At 65.4% G+C, this 15,588-nt stretch carries 18 protein-coding genes; 10 read left to right on the top strand and 8 right to left on the bottom strand.

The features are described 5' to 3' along the window. Nucleotides 1–41 precede the first annotated feature (41 nt). From EO156_RS10150 to EO156_RS10115, 8 genes are read right to left on the bottom strand one after another with little or no spacing between them, the layout of a single operon-like run. Complete coding sequence (locus EO156_RS10150; RefSeq protein WP_016851413.1) at nt 42–1,175, bottom strand: hypothetical protein; 1,134 nt, start codon at nt 1,173–1,175, stop codon at nt 42–44. Further along, the gene (locus EO156_RS10145) at nt 1,172–2,122 is read right to left on the bottom strand and encodes a glycosyltransferase (protein ID WP_016851412.1); all 951 of its coding nucleotides are present in this window, start codon (nt 2,120–2,122) and stop codon (nt 1,172–1,174) included. Before EO156_RS10145 ends, EO156_RS10150 begins: the two co-directional genes overlap by 4 nt. Next, entirely contained in the window at nt 2,119–3,372 is a 1,254-nt protein-coding gene (locus EO156_RS10140) for an O-antigen translocase (protein WP_016851411.1), read from the bottom strand. The genes EO156_RS10145 and EO156_RS10140 overlap by 4 nt, the downstream gene beginning before the upstream one ends. Then, the gene (locus EO156_RS10135) at nt 3,369–4,493 is read right to left on the bottom strand and encodes a DegT/DnrJ/EryC1/StrS family aminotransferase (protein ID WP_016851410.1); all 1,125 of its coding nucleotides are present in this window, start codon (nt 4,491–4,493) and stop codon (nt 3,369–3,371) included. The genes EO156_RS10140 and EO156_RS10135 overlap by 4 nt, the downstream gene beginning before the upstream one ends. Continuing rightward, nucleotides 4,481–5,392 carry a GNAT family N-acetyltransferase gene (locus EO156_RS10130; RefSeq protein WP_016851416.1) on the bottom strand — a complete coding sequence of 304 codons (912 nt, stop codon included), beginning with the start codon at nt 5,390–5,392 and terminating at the stop codon, nt 4,481–4,483. Before EO156_RS10130 ends, EO156_RS10135 begins: the two co-directional genes overlap by 13 nt. A 7-nt stretch (nt 5,393–5,399) precedes the next feature. Then, nucleotides 5,400–6,353: a hypothetical protein gene (locus EO156_RS10125; RefSeq protein ID WP_016851409.1), complete on the bottom strand. Its 954-nt coding sequence runs from the start codon at nt 6,351–6,353 to the stop codon at nt 5,400–5,402. A 3-nt stretch (nt 6,354–6,356) separates the two neighbouring features. Beyond that, complete coding sequence (locus EO156_RS10120) at nt 6,357–7,028, bottom strand: acetyltransferase (RefSeq protein WP_016851408.1); 672 nt, start codon at nt 7,026–7,028, stop codon at nt 6,357–6,359. Further along, on the bottom strand, nt 7,025–7,462 hold the full coding sequence (locus EO156_RS10115) for an FdtA/QdtA family cupin domain-containing protein (protein ID WP_003481767.1): 438 nt from the start codon (nt 7,460–7,462) through the stop codon (nt 7,025–7,027). Before EO156_RS10115 ends, EO156_RS10120 begins: the two co-directional genes overlap by 4 nt. A 415-nt stretch (nt 7,463–7,877) precedes the next feature. Between EO156_RS10115 and EO156_RS10110 the strand changes: the two genes are divergently transcribed. The 10 genes from EO156_RS10110 (at nt 7,878) to ccmE (ending at nt 15,539) form a co-directional block, all read left to right on the top strand. After that, nucleotides 7,878–8,387 (top strand): cytochrome b/b6 domain-containing protein, encoded by a 510-nt coding sequence (locus EO156_RS10110; protein WP_026007286.1) that lies wholly within the window; start codon nt 7,878–7,880, stop codon nt 8,385–8,387. A gap of 83 nt (nt 8,388–8,470) precedes the next feature. After that, nucleotides 8,471–9,814 (top strand): hypothetical protein, encoded by a 1,344-nt coding sequence (locus EO156_RS10105; RefSeq protein ID WP_016851406.1) that lies wholly within the window; start codon nt 8,471–8,473, stop codon nt 9,812–9,814. A gap of 26 nt (nt 9,815–9,840) precedes the next feature. Then, nucleotides 9,841–10,233, top strand: a complete 393-nt coding sequence (locus EO156_RS10100) for a c-type cytochrome (protein WP_003481759.1) — start codon at nt 9,841–9,843, stop codon at nt 10,231–10,233. A gap of 437 nt (nt 10,234–10,670) precedes the next feature. Continuing rightward, on the top strand, nt 10,671–11,480 hold the full coding sequence (locus EO156_RS10090; RefSeq protein ID WP_313905346.1) for a hypothetical protein: 810 nt from the start codon (nt 10,671–10,673) through the stop codon (nt 11,478–11,480). A gap of 51 nt (nt 11,481–11,531) precedes the next feature. Next, on the top strand, nt 11,532–12,125 hold the full coding sequence (locus EO156_RS10085) for a sigma-70 family RNA polymerase sigma factor (RefSeq protein WP_029828712.1): 594 nt from the start codon (nt 11,532–11,534) through the stop codon (nt 12,123–12,125). Continuing rightward, nucleotides 12,122–12,778 carry a zf-HC2 domain-containing protein gene (locus EO156_RS10080; protein WP_015463069.1) on the top strand — a complete coding sequence of 219 codons (657 nt, stop codon included), beginning with the start codon at nt 12,122–12,124 and terminating at the stop codon, nt 12,776–12,778. Before EO156_RS10085 ends, EO156_RS10080 begins: the two co-directional genes overlap by 4 nt. Beyond that, nucleotides 12,775–14,100 (top strand): S8 family serine peptidase, encoded by a 1,326-nt coding sequence (locus EO156_RS10075; RefSeq protein WP_005924222.1) that lies wholly within the window; start codon nt 12,775–12,777, stop codon nt 14,098–14,100. The genes EO156_RS10080 and EO156_RS10075 overlap by 4 nt, the downstream gene beginning before the upstream one ends. A gap of 10 nt (nt 14,101–14,110) precedes the next feature. Then, a complete protein-coding gene (locus tag EO156_RS10070) occupies nt 14,111–14,869 on the top strand; it encodes a heme ABC transporter permease (protein WP_003481749.1) in 759 nt (252 codons plus the stop codon). Continuing rightward, nucleotides 14,866–15,072, top strand: coding sequence for a heme exporter protein CcmD (gene ccmD, locus EO156_RS10065; protein WP_003481747.1), 207 nt, complete (start codon nt 14,866–14,868; stop codon nt 15,070–15,072). Before EO156_RS10070 ends, ccmD begins: the two co-directional genes overlap by 4 nt. Continuing rightward, entirely contained in the window at nt 15,069–15,539 is a 471-nt protein-coding gene (ccmE, locus tag EO156_RS10060; RefSeq protein WP_016848942.1) for a cytochrome c maturation protein CcmE, read from the top strand. Before ccmD ends, ccmE begins: the two co-directional genes overlap by 4 nt. Nucleotides 15,540–15,588 lie beyond the last annotated feature (49 nt).

Here is a 15,588-nt window from a genome sequence, read left to right as displayed (position 1 = left end):
GCGCGGCTCTACAACGGGGCGATAAGGGGCGTGCTGCACGCTCACGCGGCAGACGGATGTGGGGACAGCCGGTTGGGCAGCAGCACCGTGCAGGCATGCAGCACCAGGCACAGCGCGACGAAGCCGAAGTTGGTCCAGGTGAACGCCTGTGGCGCGAAGGGCGACATCAGGCAGGCATAGGCGATGCGCAGGAAGATCAGCACATGAAAGATCGACAGCGAACCATCGAGCCGCCGCACGCTCCACACCAGCCCGGCGTACAAGGCCAACATCGCAAGCAGGGCACCGGGAGCGCCCCACGCCATCAAGAACGGGAAGAACTCGGTGCCTACATTGATGTTGGGCGCATCCAGCGGAATGCTGGTCCCCGCGGTGGCAATCGAACCAGTGAACGGCACCAGTTGATTGACCAGGAAGCTGGCGTTGACGTAGCCCTTGGCCAGCATCGCCCCGAAGTTATACGGCCCGGCGCTGATGTAGAGCAGCAACCATTGCACGCCCTGCGGCATGGCACGGTAGAACGCGCTGAACGGCAACGCCACGGTGGCCAGGGAACCGGAGCGCAACGCGCCAAGGATCGAAAACACGCCACCGCCGGCCAGCACGAGCAGGCCAACGGTCTTCCACGGCAACCGACGTGCCGGGTCGCGCCGCAACAGCATCACCAGCACGAACGAGAACAGGCCAGCGAAGATGCGGTTGCGATCGATCACCACGATCGGGAACACCAACCCCAACATCACCATCGCCGCACGCAACCCACGATGGCGCACGCACAGCAGGGCGATCGGCGGCAGGATCCAGCACATATTGGAGATGTGCCGCACATGCGCACGCAGCGGGCTCAAGGTAGCGTACGACGCGGGATCGCTGAACAAGGGAATCGGAAACAGCACCACATCGGCGATGCAGAACATCGTCACCGCCGCGGCCAGTCCCATCGCCAGAAATGCATCGCAGGTACCGGGGTAACGGTAGTGGCGAAAGCGTTCGACCGACGGCACCTGTATGCGTAGCACCGCATCGAGCGCGAAGGTGGCCGCTGCCGCAAGCGCCAGCAGCACGATACCTTCCAGGTAGCCGTCGGGTAGCGCATAGGTCAGCCACGTCAACGCGCAGCTGAGCAACATGGGCAATGCCAGATAGGTCGCCGGACGGCGCAACAGCGTGCTCATGCAAGCTCCGCCGCGCGCGCGACGCGTTTCGGACGCCATCTGGCAGACAGCGACAACCCTGCGTAGACCGCGAGATGCATGGCAATCCGGTGCGGCCGGCGCCGCAGAAATTCCACCTTGGCAGCGATGTAACGCGCCTGCGCATGCAGCAGCATGCGATCGGGCTCATCGAACAGCGGTGCGCAGCGCAATGCCACTTGCCGCGACTCGCACAGGTTGGCGATGCGCGCCGGCGCGTCTGCGGTCTTGCTGAGGTTGTTGCCATGCAAGCGGTAGGCGCATACCGGCAGATCGATGAAACCCAGCGCATTGCCCGCAACCAGGCGCAGGAAGAAATCCCAGTCTTCGATTCGTAGCGACTCGTCCCACCGGCTGCGCGCGTCCAAGGCGCTGCGCCGTAGCAGGGCCACGGCGCCACTGACTGCCCACTGCCGTATCACCGCATGCCGGATGCCGGATTCGGAGCGATACAGATCCTTGTCGACCCGGTGCAGATCGCGCATGGCGCTGGCATGCAGCAACTGGCCATGCGCATCGACCACGCAGGCATCGCCGATCACCGCAAGTTTTTGCGGATGTCCGCGCAGATAGCGCACCTGCGCATCCAGCCCGCCGGGCAACAGATAGTCGTCGCTTGCGCCAAGCCGCAGATACTCTCCCCGCGAACGCAATGCCAGCTCGTTGAGCGTGGCGGCCACTCCCCGATTCTCGCGTTGCACGAAGTGCACCGGTAGCCGATGTCCATGATCGCTGATCCACTGGCTGATCTTTTCGCCGGTGGCATCACGGGAGCCATCGTCGATGATCACGATCTCCTTGCATGGATATGGGTCTTCCAGGACGCTATCCAGGCAACGCTGCACGAAACGCGCATGGTTGAACGCCGGAATCAGCACCGACACCAGCGGCCAGCGTATACGTGCCGATACACACGCCCGATCGTTCATGCCGCCCGTTCCAGATAGCGCCGCACCACCACGATGTTGAACAACAGATACAACACGTAGTTGGCGGCGAAGGCATACATCGCACCGATCAGCCCGAACCGCGCGGTGAACACGTACACCAGCGCCAGATAGCTCGCTGCGAACACGCTTTCGGAGATCACGAACAGCCGCGTCATTGCCTTGGCGAGCATCACGTACGACAGCACGAACGCCGCGATCTTGACCACGTCTCCCAGCAGCTGCGGGCCGTACAAGGGCGCCGCAGCGGCAAATTGGGGATCGAACAGGAGCCAGGTCACCCAATCGCGGCATACATAGACGCCCAGCGCCGCCACGATCACCGCCGGCATGACGTGGCGATACGCGCTGCGCAGCTCGCTGCCCAGCCCCGCAGCGCCTTGCAGCGAGGCCAGCTTGGGCAGGTAGTACACGTTGATGGCGGTGGTGAAGAACAGCAGATAGGCATCGGAAACCCGGCTTACCGCCTGCCAGTAACCCACTTGCTCCCAGCCGAACCGCAGCGCCAGATGATTGCGCACCGCAAGGGTCACCAGCTGCGGCATCAGTGTCGAGGTAAGCGTCATCAGCGAAAATGCCGCCAGCCGACGGGTCATCTGCGCGTCAAAGCGCATCCGCCACATTGCAGGCTGAAAATAGGGGCTACGCCGCAGCGCCGGGACCGCAGCCAGCAGCCACAGCACCTGCCCCAGGACCAGCGCCAGCAGCGCTCCATGTAATTGCGCCCGGCTGGAGAGCCACGCCACCAAGGCAACGCTCAGCACGGCGCCTGTCACTTGCACGAAGACGAGCCGTCGCACATCCATGAAGCCGTTGATCAGCGCCAATATGAAATTGAGCAGTGCGATTCCCAGCTGCGCGATCGCCAACACGCAGATCAGCGGACGGTAGCTCGCATCGCCCAACAGGCGCTCGGCAATCGCTCCACTGAACGCCATCGCCAGCAGTGCGATCACGCAGGCCGCGGAGAATGCGTACCACAGCGCCGCACTCAGCAGGCGCGCCAATGCGGGGGCGTCGTCGCGGTACTGCGCCACATACTTGACGATGCCGGTACTGATGCCGCCACCGGCCAATACCGCCAGCACCGACATCAGGTTGAGGAACTGGCCAAGCCGGCCCACACCCTGCGGCCCAGCATAGACGGCGACCAGCTTGATCACCACCAATGCCGCCAGCAGCTTGGCCAGCGTCGCAACGCCGGTGTAGGCGCTGCTGCGCATGAGATTCATATGTTGCTGCCGAACGATTGACAGGCCGCGATCACATGCGCAACTGCTGCATCGTCCAGCGCCGGCCCCATCGGCAGGCTCAGTACTTCCCGATGCAGCTGTTCGCTCAGCGGCAGGCAGGCCTCGCCCAAAGTGGCGTATGCCGGCTGCCGGTGCGGCGGCACCGGGTAATGAATCTGCGTGTGGATGCCCTGCCGCAACAGATGTGCCTGCAAGGCATCGCGCTGCAGGCTGCGTACCACGAACAGATGCCAGACGTGCTGTTGCTCGGCCACCGGCGCGGGCAGCACGATCAGCGGGTTGCAGATACCGTGCAGATATCGCCGTGCCACTGCACGCCGCAGCGCGATCTCGTCCTCCAGATAGCCCAGCTTGACGCGCAGGAAAGCAGCCTGCATTTCATCCAGACGCGAGTTCACCCCCTGGCAGAGATGGTGATACTTCACTTCCGAGCCGTAGTTACGCAGCGCGCGAATGCGCTCGGCCAGACGTGCATCCGACGTCGTGACTGCGCCGCCATCGCCCAATGCGCCCAGATTCTTGGTCGGGAAGAAACTGAAGGCCGCCGCATCGCCGAAGGCACCGGCACGCTGCCCCCGTGCGCTTGCCCCGTGCGCTTGCGCGGCATCCTCGATCAGCAGCAGGCCGTAGCGATGGGCCAGGGTCTGCAGGGCCTGCATCTGGGCCAATTGCCCATACAGGTGCACTGCCATGATGGCGCGTGTGCGTGGCCCGATCGCCTTTTCCACCCTTGCCGGGTCGATGTTGAAAGTGACCGGGTCCGGCTCGACCGGCACCAGCACCAGATGGTTCTGGCTGATCGCCAGAAATGTCGCGATGAAGGTGTTGGCCGGCACGATGATTTCGTCGCCTTCGCGTAACACCCCCAGCTCACGGTAGCCGCGCAGGATCAACCCCAACGCATCCAGCCCATTGCCCACGCCGACTGCATGCGTGGTGCCGCAGTAACTGGCGAATTCTTCTTCGAATGCGGCCAGCTCTTGACCGAGCACATACCAGCCGGCATCGATCACACGTGCCGCTGCGGTTTTGAGCTCATCGGCATAGCGTGCATTGACTGCACGCAAATCCAGGAAAGGCACATCCATTACATCAACCATCGATAGACATCCTGTACCACGGCGCGCGCGCCGAAGCGTTCCTTTTGTTCCACCAGGCCTTCGTTGAGTACCTGCCCGCCCTGTTCGGTAGAGATACCGAAACTGAAATATTCGCGCTGCGCATAGACATCGGTGATGAGGTCGGCCAGCAGCAGGCTCAACGCATCCAACTGGCGGCCCTGCTCGGAGACCGCCAGGTATTGGGTATGCACGCAGCGGCCAAAGTCGAAGACCAACGCGGCGGCGACCAATTGCCCATCAGCGCGCGCCTCATGCAATACGATCTGCTGCGCAAACCGGCGTTGCAGCAGTTCAAGCTCATCCAGCCGATGCGTCGGTGCCACGCCATGCCGCTGCAGGACCTGGGTCAGCAGCGCATGAAATCCATCGAGCTCGGTCCCGCGCCGGATCTGTACCCCGGCCTTGCGCGCCTTGGCAATGGACCGCCGCCGCTCGGTGCTGAATGCAGGCGGCTCGCGTAGCGCAATCACCGACGACAAATCGCGCCGGCAGAGCTGCGCGCCAAGCCGATGCAGTGCGTACAGCTCTTCTTCGGCCGGGTACGCATGAAAGATATGCGGCACCGGCTTGTAGATGATCTCGCGCACGCCAAGCGCGCGGTAGTGCGCGGCAATCTGCTCGAACACCTGCAAGGCGGCGCCGGCACGCAGTGCCATCGAGGACAGCAGCCCGGCATAGGTGAGCCCGGCGTGGCTGCTGACGCAATTGCCCTGCACATTCGCCGGGAACACCGCCACCACCGCGTCCCCACGTTGGACAAGCAGGGACGCATCCACGAAGCGCTCGGCGTGATAGTCCATATAGTCACGCCGATGCAGCAGATTGCCATTGCGCGACGCCACCACCAGGGCATCCCACGCAGGCGCATCGGCCGGCACGTAGGACCTAACCGAAAACATGGCAGCCCTGTAACGCAACCGGCAACGCCGCCTCTGCCAGGCCGAAGCCCGCCTGCCCCATCGCGTTGCCGTTGTAGAACATCAACACACGCTCGCCGTGCTGGATCAAGGCGGGGTAGCACAGCGCTTGCGCATCCCAGCCGTCATCGGATAACGCAAGCCCCAACTGACGGTCGTCGCGTTCCCAGTGCACCCCATCGCCACTGAAGGCGATGCCGGGAAAGTAGCCGCCCTGGAGGTCGCCACGGGTGAAATACATCACATAGCGCTCGCCGAGCCGGTACACGCGCGGACGCCCGATGCGGTATTCGTCGCCATGTGGACGCAGGCACACAGCATCGTCGGTGGGGATGCAATGCAGGTCGTCGGTCTGGGCGTAGCGGATGTGGTAACGCGGATACGGCTGGCCGCCGATCGTTTCCCAGTCGTCGCCCACTGCGTACCAGAGCCGCCAGCGGCCCTGTTCGTAGCGTGCCGAATGCACCGCGGCAATCGTGCTGCGCCCGGGGGCGCGATCCAGCAGCGGCGTTTCCTGCCGCCGCTGGAAGCGCTCGCCACCATCGTGGGAGACCGCCAGGCCGGTGAAGGCGAGGAACTTGGCCTTGGCCACGCGCTGGAAGCCGACATAGAACAGGTATAGCCCGTCCGGCCCGGCCACCACATCGCCCAAGATCATGCCGTTGTCGTCGAAACAACCGTCACGGCCAATGTCGAGCACCGGCTGCTTGCTGACGCCGACGATCTGCGTTGGCGCATCGGCGCGCACATCCACGTAGCCGATCCGGCTCACGCCCTGCGCATCGCGAAAGCCGGCGTACACCCGCAGCACCTGAGCAGACAGGCGATGCGGTGTTGGCGTCAGCGCGGCATGGTGCATCCAGCCGCCCACCCCATGGCGTGCGACATCGAACACCAGTCCGCGCTTGTTCCAGGCGAACACCGCTCAAAGCTCCACATCGAAGCTGGATCTGCCCGCCACCGCGCGTGCCGGCGAGCCCACGTACACACGCTCGGCTTCGGTATGTCGCGTCACCAGCGCGCCGGCACCGATGACGTTGTCCGAGGCAATCCGCACCTTGTCGCTGAGCGTGGCGTTGACCCCGATGAAGCTGCCCTGCCCGATCTCGCAATAGCCGGAAATCACCGCATGCGAGGCGATGAACACATGATCCTGCACCACCGTGCGGTGGCCGAGATGGTTGCCGCTCCACAATACGCAGTTGTCGCCGATGCGGGTGAACGGCTGGACGACGTTGCCCTCGAAGATGAAGCAGTTGGCGCCGATCTGCGCGTTATGCCAGACGAACGCGCGTGAGCTCACATACGTCGCACAGCGATAGCCGCGCCGCACCACATCCTGGAAGAAACGGGTACGCAGGCGATTGAGTTGCGTTGCCGGAATCGCCACGAACACCGCGTAGTGTTGCGGCGGATAGCATTGCTCGAGTTCTTCGTACGCCACCACCGGCAACCCGGCCACTGTGGGCTGCAGCAGAAAAGCGCGCTCCACACTGAAGGCCGCCACCGTGAAGTGGCTGTCGTGCTGAAAGTACTCGCAGGCGATCTGCGCGAACTCGCCCGCGCCGACGATCACCAGTTGCCTCGGTACGCTCATGCTTCCAGCCTGCGGGCTTGCAGCGCAGTGCCATTGCGCACTTCGCTCACGAACTGGTCGTAGTCCAGGATGTAATCGCCAGGGTCGTAAAGCTGGTCGGCCAGCACCATCAGCACGCAGTCGGCACTGAAGCGGTACAGGTCGCGCCACACCATGCGGCCGAGCAGCAGGCCTTGCGATGGGTCGTCCAGCACCACTTCGCTGGAGCCATTGCCATTGCCTTCGTCGAGCAGAATCGTCACCGAGCCGTGCAAGGCCACTGCAAATTGATTGAGCTGGCGGTGCGCGTGCTGGCCACGATGCACGTCGTGGCGCGTGCCGAACAAGTAATACACGCGGCGGATCTCGAACGGAACATTGCGCTGCTGCTCCAATGAGATGAGCAGGCCGCGATCGTCACCGTGGGTATGCAACTGGATGCGTTCGATAGCCATGATCGGAAAGGCGTAACCGCCGACTGCACGTAGTGCGACATGCCTGAGTGCGCCGGGTTGCGCGAAAGGTTGCGCGCGCCCGCGACCCTGCGAAGCGCCGTGCGCGCAAGCGCAACCGATCGTGTCGTAGCGCTTCGATGTGCAGCACGTGCGAACCAGGTGCCGCAACAACGCAACCTTTTTCCGACATCGCCGCACCCATCGGTGCACGTTCACCTGGCCGCCGTTCGGCCGGCGTGGGGAGCCAGGCCTGGCCGCGCAGCGCGCAGCCGGAACCAACGACCACCACCGGAAGACAGATCAGATGCGTTCCTCCCCCCCGGCGCCCGCCAGCGCTCCCGTCAGCGGCACAGACACGGTGCCCCCGGCAGAGCAGGCGCCCGCAGCCGCGCAGGTACCACCCTTGCCCAAAGCGATGCGCGTGCTGCACTGGCTTACCGTGCTGTGCCTGACCATGGCCGCCACGCTGATCCTGCTGCGCGCCGAACTGGATGGCCGCGCACTGCGTCAGTGGCTGCTGGAAGGCCACCGCCACTTTGGCTTGCTGGTGCTGGTGCTGTTTGCGTTACGCATCGGGTTACGCCTGCGTTTGCGCAGATTGCCGCCCGGTCCGCCCGCACCGCTGCCGATGCGCCTGGCCGCTGGCGCCACGCATGTGGCGATGTACGGCCTGATGCTCGCGCTGCCATTGCTGGGCTGGTCGCTGAGCAGCGCCTACGGCAAGCAGGTGTATTTCTTCGGCATCCCCTTGCCCGCGCTGGTCGCGCCGGACGGCGACCTCGGCGACACCCTCGGCACCTGGCACTTGAATGCGGCCTGGGCGCTGCTGGCGCTGGTGCTACTGCATATCGGCGCCGCGCTCTGGCATCACCTGGTTCTACGCGACGGTCTGCTGCGTCGCGTCTTACCGGGCAAGCAGGCGTGAACCGTCATTTCCAGCCACCTGTGATCCGTTTCTTCGCCGATTCCCGCACCCCTGCATCCCGCACCGTCGAACAAGGACTTTCCATGCCCGCTTTCCAGCCCGCCCCGCGTTGCACCGCCACGCGTACTGCCTGCCTGACGTCCTTGTTGTGCGTGTCCGGCCCCTTGTTGCTACTGGCCAGCACGCAGGCGCAGGCGATTCCCTCGTTCGCGCGCCAGACCGGCTCGTCCTGCGCCGATTGCCATGTCGGTTCCTATGGCCCCTCGCTCACGCCCTACGGCATGCGCTTCAAGCTCGGCGGTTTTACCGATACCGATGGCGAGGGCACCAAGATCCCGGTATCCGGCCAGCTCACCTGGTCGCGCAACAACCCCAGCCGCGGCGACAGCACCTCGCGCCTGCGCGAAGCCGATCTGTATCTGGGCGGCCGCCTCACCGACAACATCGGCGGCTATTCGAAGATCCGCTCCAACAACAGCGGCAATGCGACCTTCGATACGCGCCTGGACGACGTCGATCTGCGCTTTGTCGGCAAGCCGTTCCAGATAGCGGGCAAGGACACCATGATCGGTGTCAGCGTCAACAACAACCCGGGCATTTCCGACCCGGTGCATGTGTTGCCAAACGCCTCCACGCTCACCCCTGCCTCCAATGGCGGTGCCTCCACCATGCTCAGCTCCTCGGCGCTGTCCAACCGCGTCATCGGCGCCAGCGTCTACGGGCTGTACGACCGCAATTGGTACGGCGAAGTGGGTAGCTACAGCGCGCTGTCGCCGTCTGCGCAGGACCGCCTCGGCTGGCCGGTCAACGGCGACCCGGGCAAGCTCAGCGATACCAGCTATGCGCGTCTTGCCTACATGAAGGACATGAAGCGCCAGTTCTTCTCGGTGGGCCTGACCGCGCTCACTACGCGCCGCCAGCCGCTGCGCACCGGGCCCAGCGACGACCTCACCGATTTCGGCTACGACCTGACCTACCAATTCCTCGGCACCCGCGAGCACGTGCTGTCACTGGCCTACGTCAACATCTACGAACGTCGCAAATACGGCAGCCCGCTGATGCCGACCGATCCCACCCTGCCGGCGCTGGACCGGGGCAGCGTGCGCGATCAGACCCTCAGCATGAACTACGCCTTCAAGCAGACCTACGGCGTGCTGGCCGCGCACATGATCAACAGCGGCTCGTTCGATGCGGCGCGCTATTCGCCGGTGGGTATCCCGGACACCACCAGCAATCTGATCCTGCTGTACTGGACCCCGTTCGGCAAGGACGGCACCTATACCTCGATGGCCAATCTGCGCGTGTCCGCCGGCTGGTTCCGTTTCGACAAGTTCAACGGCAGTACCTCCAACGTCTTCCGTGGCCCGCCGATCACCAATCCGCGCGATCTCGACAGCTTCACCCTGTCGGTCAACCTGGCCTTCTGACCCCTCCCGCACCTGTACGGATCCACATGAACTCACCACGCAAACTCTCCGTGTTGTGCGCCCCATTGGCCGGGCTGATGCTGGCAGGCGCACTGCCCGTGCCCTCGGCATACGCTGCCGACGGCGCCAACGTCTTCCTCACCGAATGCGGTGAATGCCACAGCGTCAAGCCGGGCAAGAACAAGAAGGGCCCATCGCTGTTCGGCGTGGCAGGACGCCCTGCCGGTACCGTCGCCGACTTCGGCGGTTATTCCGACGCGCTCAAGAACAGCAAGTGGACCTGGACCCCGGCCCAGCTCAAGACCTATCTATCGCAATCCTCGTCCAAGGCGCTGCCGGGCACCAAGATGAAATACGACGGCCTGGACGACCCCAAGGAGCTCGACGCGCTGATCGCCTACCTCAACACCTTGAAATAGGCGCGGCCTACGCGGCATGGCGCGTCGTCGCCCGAGGGGGCGGACGGATGGCGCGCCAATCGCACCGCGCGCGCATGCCCGCGGTCCCGGTCGTCTGTCCTGCGGGCACCACCTGCATCGCGTGCTCTGCCGGTGGCGTGGCTGCGTCGGTTGCCAATGCGCCCAGCCGTGGCACCTGCCGGTGGCGGCCGCCTGCACAGCAAGGTATTGCAGGCCGCCGCCGCCGCCACCGGCCGGCCAGGATGGATTCGCGTTGCCCGACGCGGTGCCTTCGCGTATCCGGACGCAATCGCCGCCGCTGCGGTGGTCTCGTCCGCCGACCTGGGGCACCATCGCGTCCCTGTCTGACACACCGCCCCACGCCATTGCCCACCGTTCCAGCTTCCAAGCCGCTCCCCTCCCGACCGCGACGGCATTGCGCCCGCGCGGGCTTCTACGTGAGCGCACTGTCGGACAGTGCCGCACGTCGCCAGCTTTGCGAAGCGCGACCGCCCGTGTCCGCCCAGCAACCATGCAAACCGCGGGTGCGTCGCCAACCATACCGGCACCGCACGCTGCTGCAGTGGCTGCTGCTCACGCTGGCAGCCGGCGCCTGCGGCAGCGCCCCGGCCAAGGACTTCGGTGGTGCCGTGGCGCTAACCTCCAGCCTGATCGACCGCGGCATCTCGATCGCGCCCAACAAGGTCACCGTGCAGGCCGCCGGCTACTGGCTGCCCGCCCCCGGCTGGTCGGTTTCCACCTCGGTGGCGCTGCAGTCCCCCGCCTGGAGTGATCCGGTCGCGGTCACCGCACAGCTCGGACGTGCCTGGATGCTGGACGACCGCTGGCAGATGCAGGCCAGCCTGCTCTACTACGCCTACCCGACCGACCGCGCCACGCGCACCTTCGACCGCCAGGAAGCCAGCCTGGCCTGGTCCTACCGCGACCTGCTGACGTTTTCGCTGTCCACCTTCAATTTCCCGCGGGCCGACCGGTCGCCGTGGAACGTGGCGTTCGATATCACCGCCAACGTCCCGCTGCGCGACGATGTCAGCCTGTCGCTCGGTGCCGGCTCGTCGCGCTTTCCGGCCATGGCCTACGGTGCAGCGCGCTCCGGCCGCTATCAGTACGGCCAGGTGGGCCTGAAGTGGAACCGCGCCGGATGGACACTGAAAGCCGAGCGCATCCTCACCAGCGGCAATACCCCGCGCATGCAGGGCGGCCCCGGCGACATGCCGTGGCTGGGCACGGTCGCCAGAACCTTCTGATCCACACGCAACCTTTTGCCTGCCAGCGCGCACTGACGTGGGTGACCCGCCATGCCTGCACCGATGAATGATACCGACACCCTGGGCGATGCCACCGATCGCATGCTGTTGCGCCGCATGGCCGGGGGCGATCGCGACGCGCTGGCCAGCATGTACCACAGCTATCACGGCCGGCTGTGCCGTTTCCTGTCGCGGCTGACCCGCCGCCCGGACATTATCGAAGAGGCCATCAACGATTGCTTCTGGATCGCCTGGCAAAAGGCCGGCGACTTCCGCGGCGACTCGCAGGTCTCCACCTGGATCATGGGCATCGCCTACCGCTGCGGACTCAAATGCCTGCGCCAGCATGACGGCGAAGCCATCGACGACACCGCCCTGGTGGAAGACCACGCCCCCAGCGCCGACGACAACGACGACCGCGAACTGCGCGACTGGCTGGACAAGGGCATGGAACGGTTGTCGCCGGACCAGCGCCTGGTGGTCGAACTGGTCTACGGCGTCGGCCACAAGCTCGAAGAAGTGGCCGACATCATGCAGTGCCCGGTCGGCACCATCAAAGCCCGGCTGTTCCACGCCCGGGTCAAATTACGCAATGTGCTGCCCGGCCTGGCCGGCGGCGCCGCTTACACGGAGACCATGCAATGAAGACGTTTTTCATCGCGCCTGGCAAGGAATGCTCGCACGCCTGGGAATTGATGCCGGCGGTACTGCTGGACAGTGCCACCGAGGAAGAAAACACCTGGCTGATCGCGCACGTGGCCAAGTGCGCCTCGTGTAGCGCCGAATTCGCCCAGCAGAACCGCCTGCGCCAGGCCTTGGCGCTGCCGTCGACAGTGAAGCTGGACCCGAGCGCCGGTCTGCAACGCCTGCTCGGCCGCCTGGATGCACCGGAGCAGCACAGCGCGTCTGCGCGCGCGCCTGCCGCACGCCGCTCCGGCAGTTGGACGGTACGCGCCCTGGCCGCCGCCGCGCTGGTCCAGGCCATCGGGCTGGGCGTGATGGGCGTCAAGCTGGCCTCGCCCGCGCCATCGCACGACTACCGCACGCTCAGCAGCGTGGCGGCCCTGCCGGTGCCGCAGGGCGCCATCCGCGTGGTGCCGGACGCAAGGATGACCGTGGCCGACTGGGACCGGCTGCTGCATGCGCAGCAGTTGCAGGTGGTCGGCGGCCCCAACGAAATGGGCGCCTACACCGTGGTGCCCGCCGCGCCGCAGCCCCCGGCCCAACCGCAGCAGACCGTGCAGCAACTACGCGCCACCCCGGGCATCCGGCTGGCGGAGATCGTCTCGGCCCCATGAATCGCCTGTTCGCCATTGGCCTGATCGCCGCGTTCACCGGCCTGGGCGCGCCCTCCAACGCGCACGCTGCCGCAGCCCTGCAGGAGCCGGCGACGGATGTTGCCGGCACCGCCCCGCCACTGGCCGATGCGCAAACGCCCGACAGCAGCCGCGACATCCTGCTGGCGGTGGCCAACCCGCTCGCCGCGCCACCGGCCCGCGCCGGCTCCAGCCTGATCGGCTACGCATCCAGCTATTACGGCGCCGGCCAGAAGGCTGCCGCGCGCATGGACAGCATCAAGCAGCGCTACAAACTGCACGAAGTCTCGGCCTGGCCAATCACCTCGCTGGGCCTGTATTGCGCTGTGCTGCAACCGCCGCCGGGCGTGTCGCGCGATGAACTGGTCAGTGCACTGGCCGACGACGAAGGCGTGGAGCTGGTGCAGCCAGTGCAGGATTTTTCGGTGTTCTCCACCGATGCGTCGGAAAAGACGACCTCGCTGTCCAGCTACAACGACCCGTACGTGGACATGCAACGCGGCTTCATCGACACCGATGCCGCCAGCGCACAGACCGTGACCGAGGGCCGCGGCGTGGTGATCGCGGTCGTCGATACCGGCGTGGACACCGACCACCCCGATCTGAAGGCGCGCATCCGCGACGTGCACGATCTGGTCGACGACAAACCGGTGAAGACCAGCACCGATTCGCACGGTACCGAAGTGGCCGGCATCATTGCCGCCGGCAGCAACAATCACCAGGGCATCGTCGGCATGGCACCCAAGGCCATGCTGAGTATCTACAAGGCGTGCTGGTACGCGCCCACGGTCGGCGCCACCGCACGGTGCAATACCTTCACCCTGGCCAAGGCGCTGGCGGCGATCGACAACAGCTCCGCGCGCGTGATCAACCTGAGCCTGGGTGGCCCCGCCGATCCGCTGTTGAGCAAGATGCTGCAGCAGCTGGTGCAACAGGGCCGCATCGTGGTGGCGGCAATGCCACCGAACGGGCGTCTGGATGGCTTTCCCAATGACGTACCCGGCGTGCTGGTCGTGCGCAGCAGCAGCGCAACACCGGCCATGCCCGGCGTGCTCAGCGCACCCGGCAAGGACATCCTGACCACGCAACCGAACGGCCGCTACGATTTCACCTCCGGCTCGTCGATGGCCACCGCACACGTCAGCGGCATGGCCGCGCTGCTGTTGTCGCTGCAACCATCGATGGATGCCAAGGCGTTGCGCGAGCTCATGCAGCGCACCAGCAAGGTCTCCGACGGGCAGTTGCAGGTCAACGCCGGCGCCGCAGTGCAGGCGCTGGCGCCTCCCGCCAAACACTCCAACTGACGGCACCGGCATGGCCAAGTGGATTCCCTTGTGGCTGCATCAACTCAGCTCGCCGCCGACCTTCTATCGTGTCGCCGGCAGCGTGCGCCCGTGGGCGCTGGGGCTGGCCGCGCTGCTCGGCGCGGTCGCAGCTTACGGCGGCCTGGTACTGGCACCGCCGGATTACCAGCAGCACGATGCCTACCGCATCATCTTCATCCACGTGCCCAGTGCCTGGATGAGTCTTTTCATCTATGCGGCAATGGGCGTTTCGGCGTTCATTGCGCTGGTGTGGCGCATCAAGCTGGCCGAAGTGGTCGCCATGGCCTCGGCGCCGATCGGTGCGGCGTTTACCTTCATCACCCTGTGCACCGGCGCACTGTGGGGCAAGCCGATGTGGGGCACCTGGTGGACCTGGGATGCGCGGCTCACCTCCGAGTTGCTGCTGCTGTTCTTGTACCTGGGCGTGCTGGGCCTGTATCACGCCGTGGAAGACCGCCGCCAGGCGATGCGCGCCGCCGGCTTGCTCGCACTGGTGGGCCTGGTGAATCTGCCCATCGTGCATTACTCGGTGGTGTGGTGGAACACGCTGCACCAGGGGTCCACCGTGCGCCTGCTCGGCCCCTCCAAGATGAGCGCAGACATGCTGTGGCCGCTGCTGACCATGATGCTGGCCACCAAGTGCTATTACGTTGCGAGCCTGTTCGGCCGCGTGCGTGTGGAATTGCTGGCACTGGAAAGCGGCAAGGACTGGGTCCGCCGCATCGTATTGACCGAGCGCACCGCATGAGCACCTTTCTGGCGATGGGCGGCTACGGCCAGTACGTGTGGACCGCCTACGCATTGTTCGTGCTGGCGCTGCTGGCCGATCTTGCAGCGCCCTGGCTGCGCCGCCGCCGGCTGCCGCGCGAACTGCGCGGCCAGTTGCAGCGGCAGGCACCGTGGCGTGTACGCGATCAACCGGCACCGGCACTGGACCGCGAAGCGCCATGAACGCCACGCGCAAACAACGTCTGTGGCTGGTGATCGGCGTACTGGCCGCCGCCGCGCTGGCCGTCACGCTCATCGTGTTCGCCTTGCAGCGGAACATGAGCTACCTGTTCACCCCAAGCCAGGTCCGCGCGGGGGAAGCCGCCGGCTACCAGCAATTCCGGCTCGGTGGCATGGTCAAGGCCGGCTCGATCCAGCGTGCCGGTGATTCGCTGAAGGTCAGCTTCACCGTCATCGATAAAAACGCAGCAACCCAGGTGGAGTACACCGGCATTCTTCCGGACCTGTTTCGCGATAACCAGTCGGTCATCGCCAACGGGCGCATGCAGGGCGGGCGCTTTGTCGCCAACGAAGTGCTGGCCAAGCACGACGAGACCTACATGCCGAAAGAGCTGAAGGATGCGATGGCGCAGGGCCACCTAGGCAAGCCAGTTCCCGCCACCGTCGCACCGCTGACCGCGCCGCGTTGATGCGCTTGCGGTCATTGCCACGCACGTCGATGACGTCCTCTTTCCGTTT

Source organism: Xanthomonas sp. DAR33341 (assembly GCF_003992815.1).
Lineage (GTDB): Bacteria > Pseudomonadota > Gammaproteobacteria > Xanthomonadales > Xanthomonadaceae > Xanthomonas > Xanthomonas cissicola.
The sequence above is the reverse complement of the archived record's forward strand: the minus strand, read 5'-3'. Positions and strand labels throughout refer to the sequence as shown.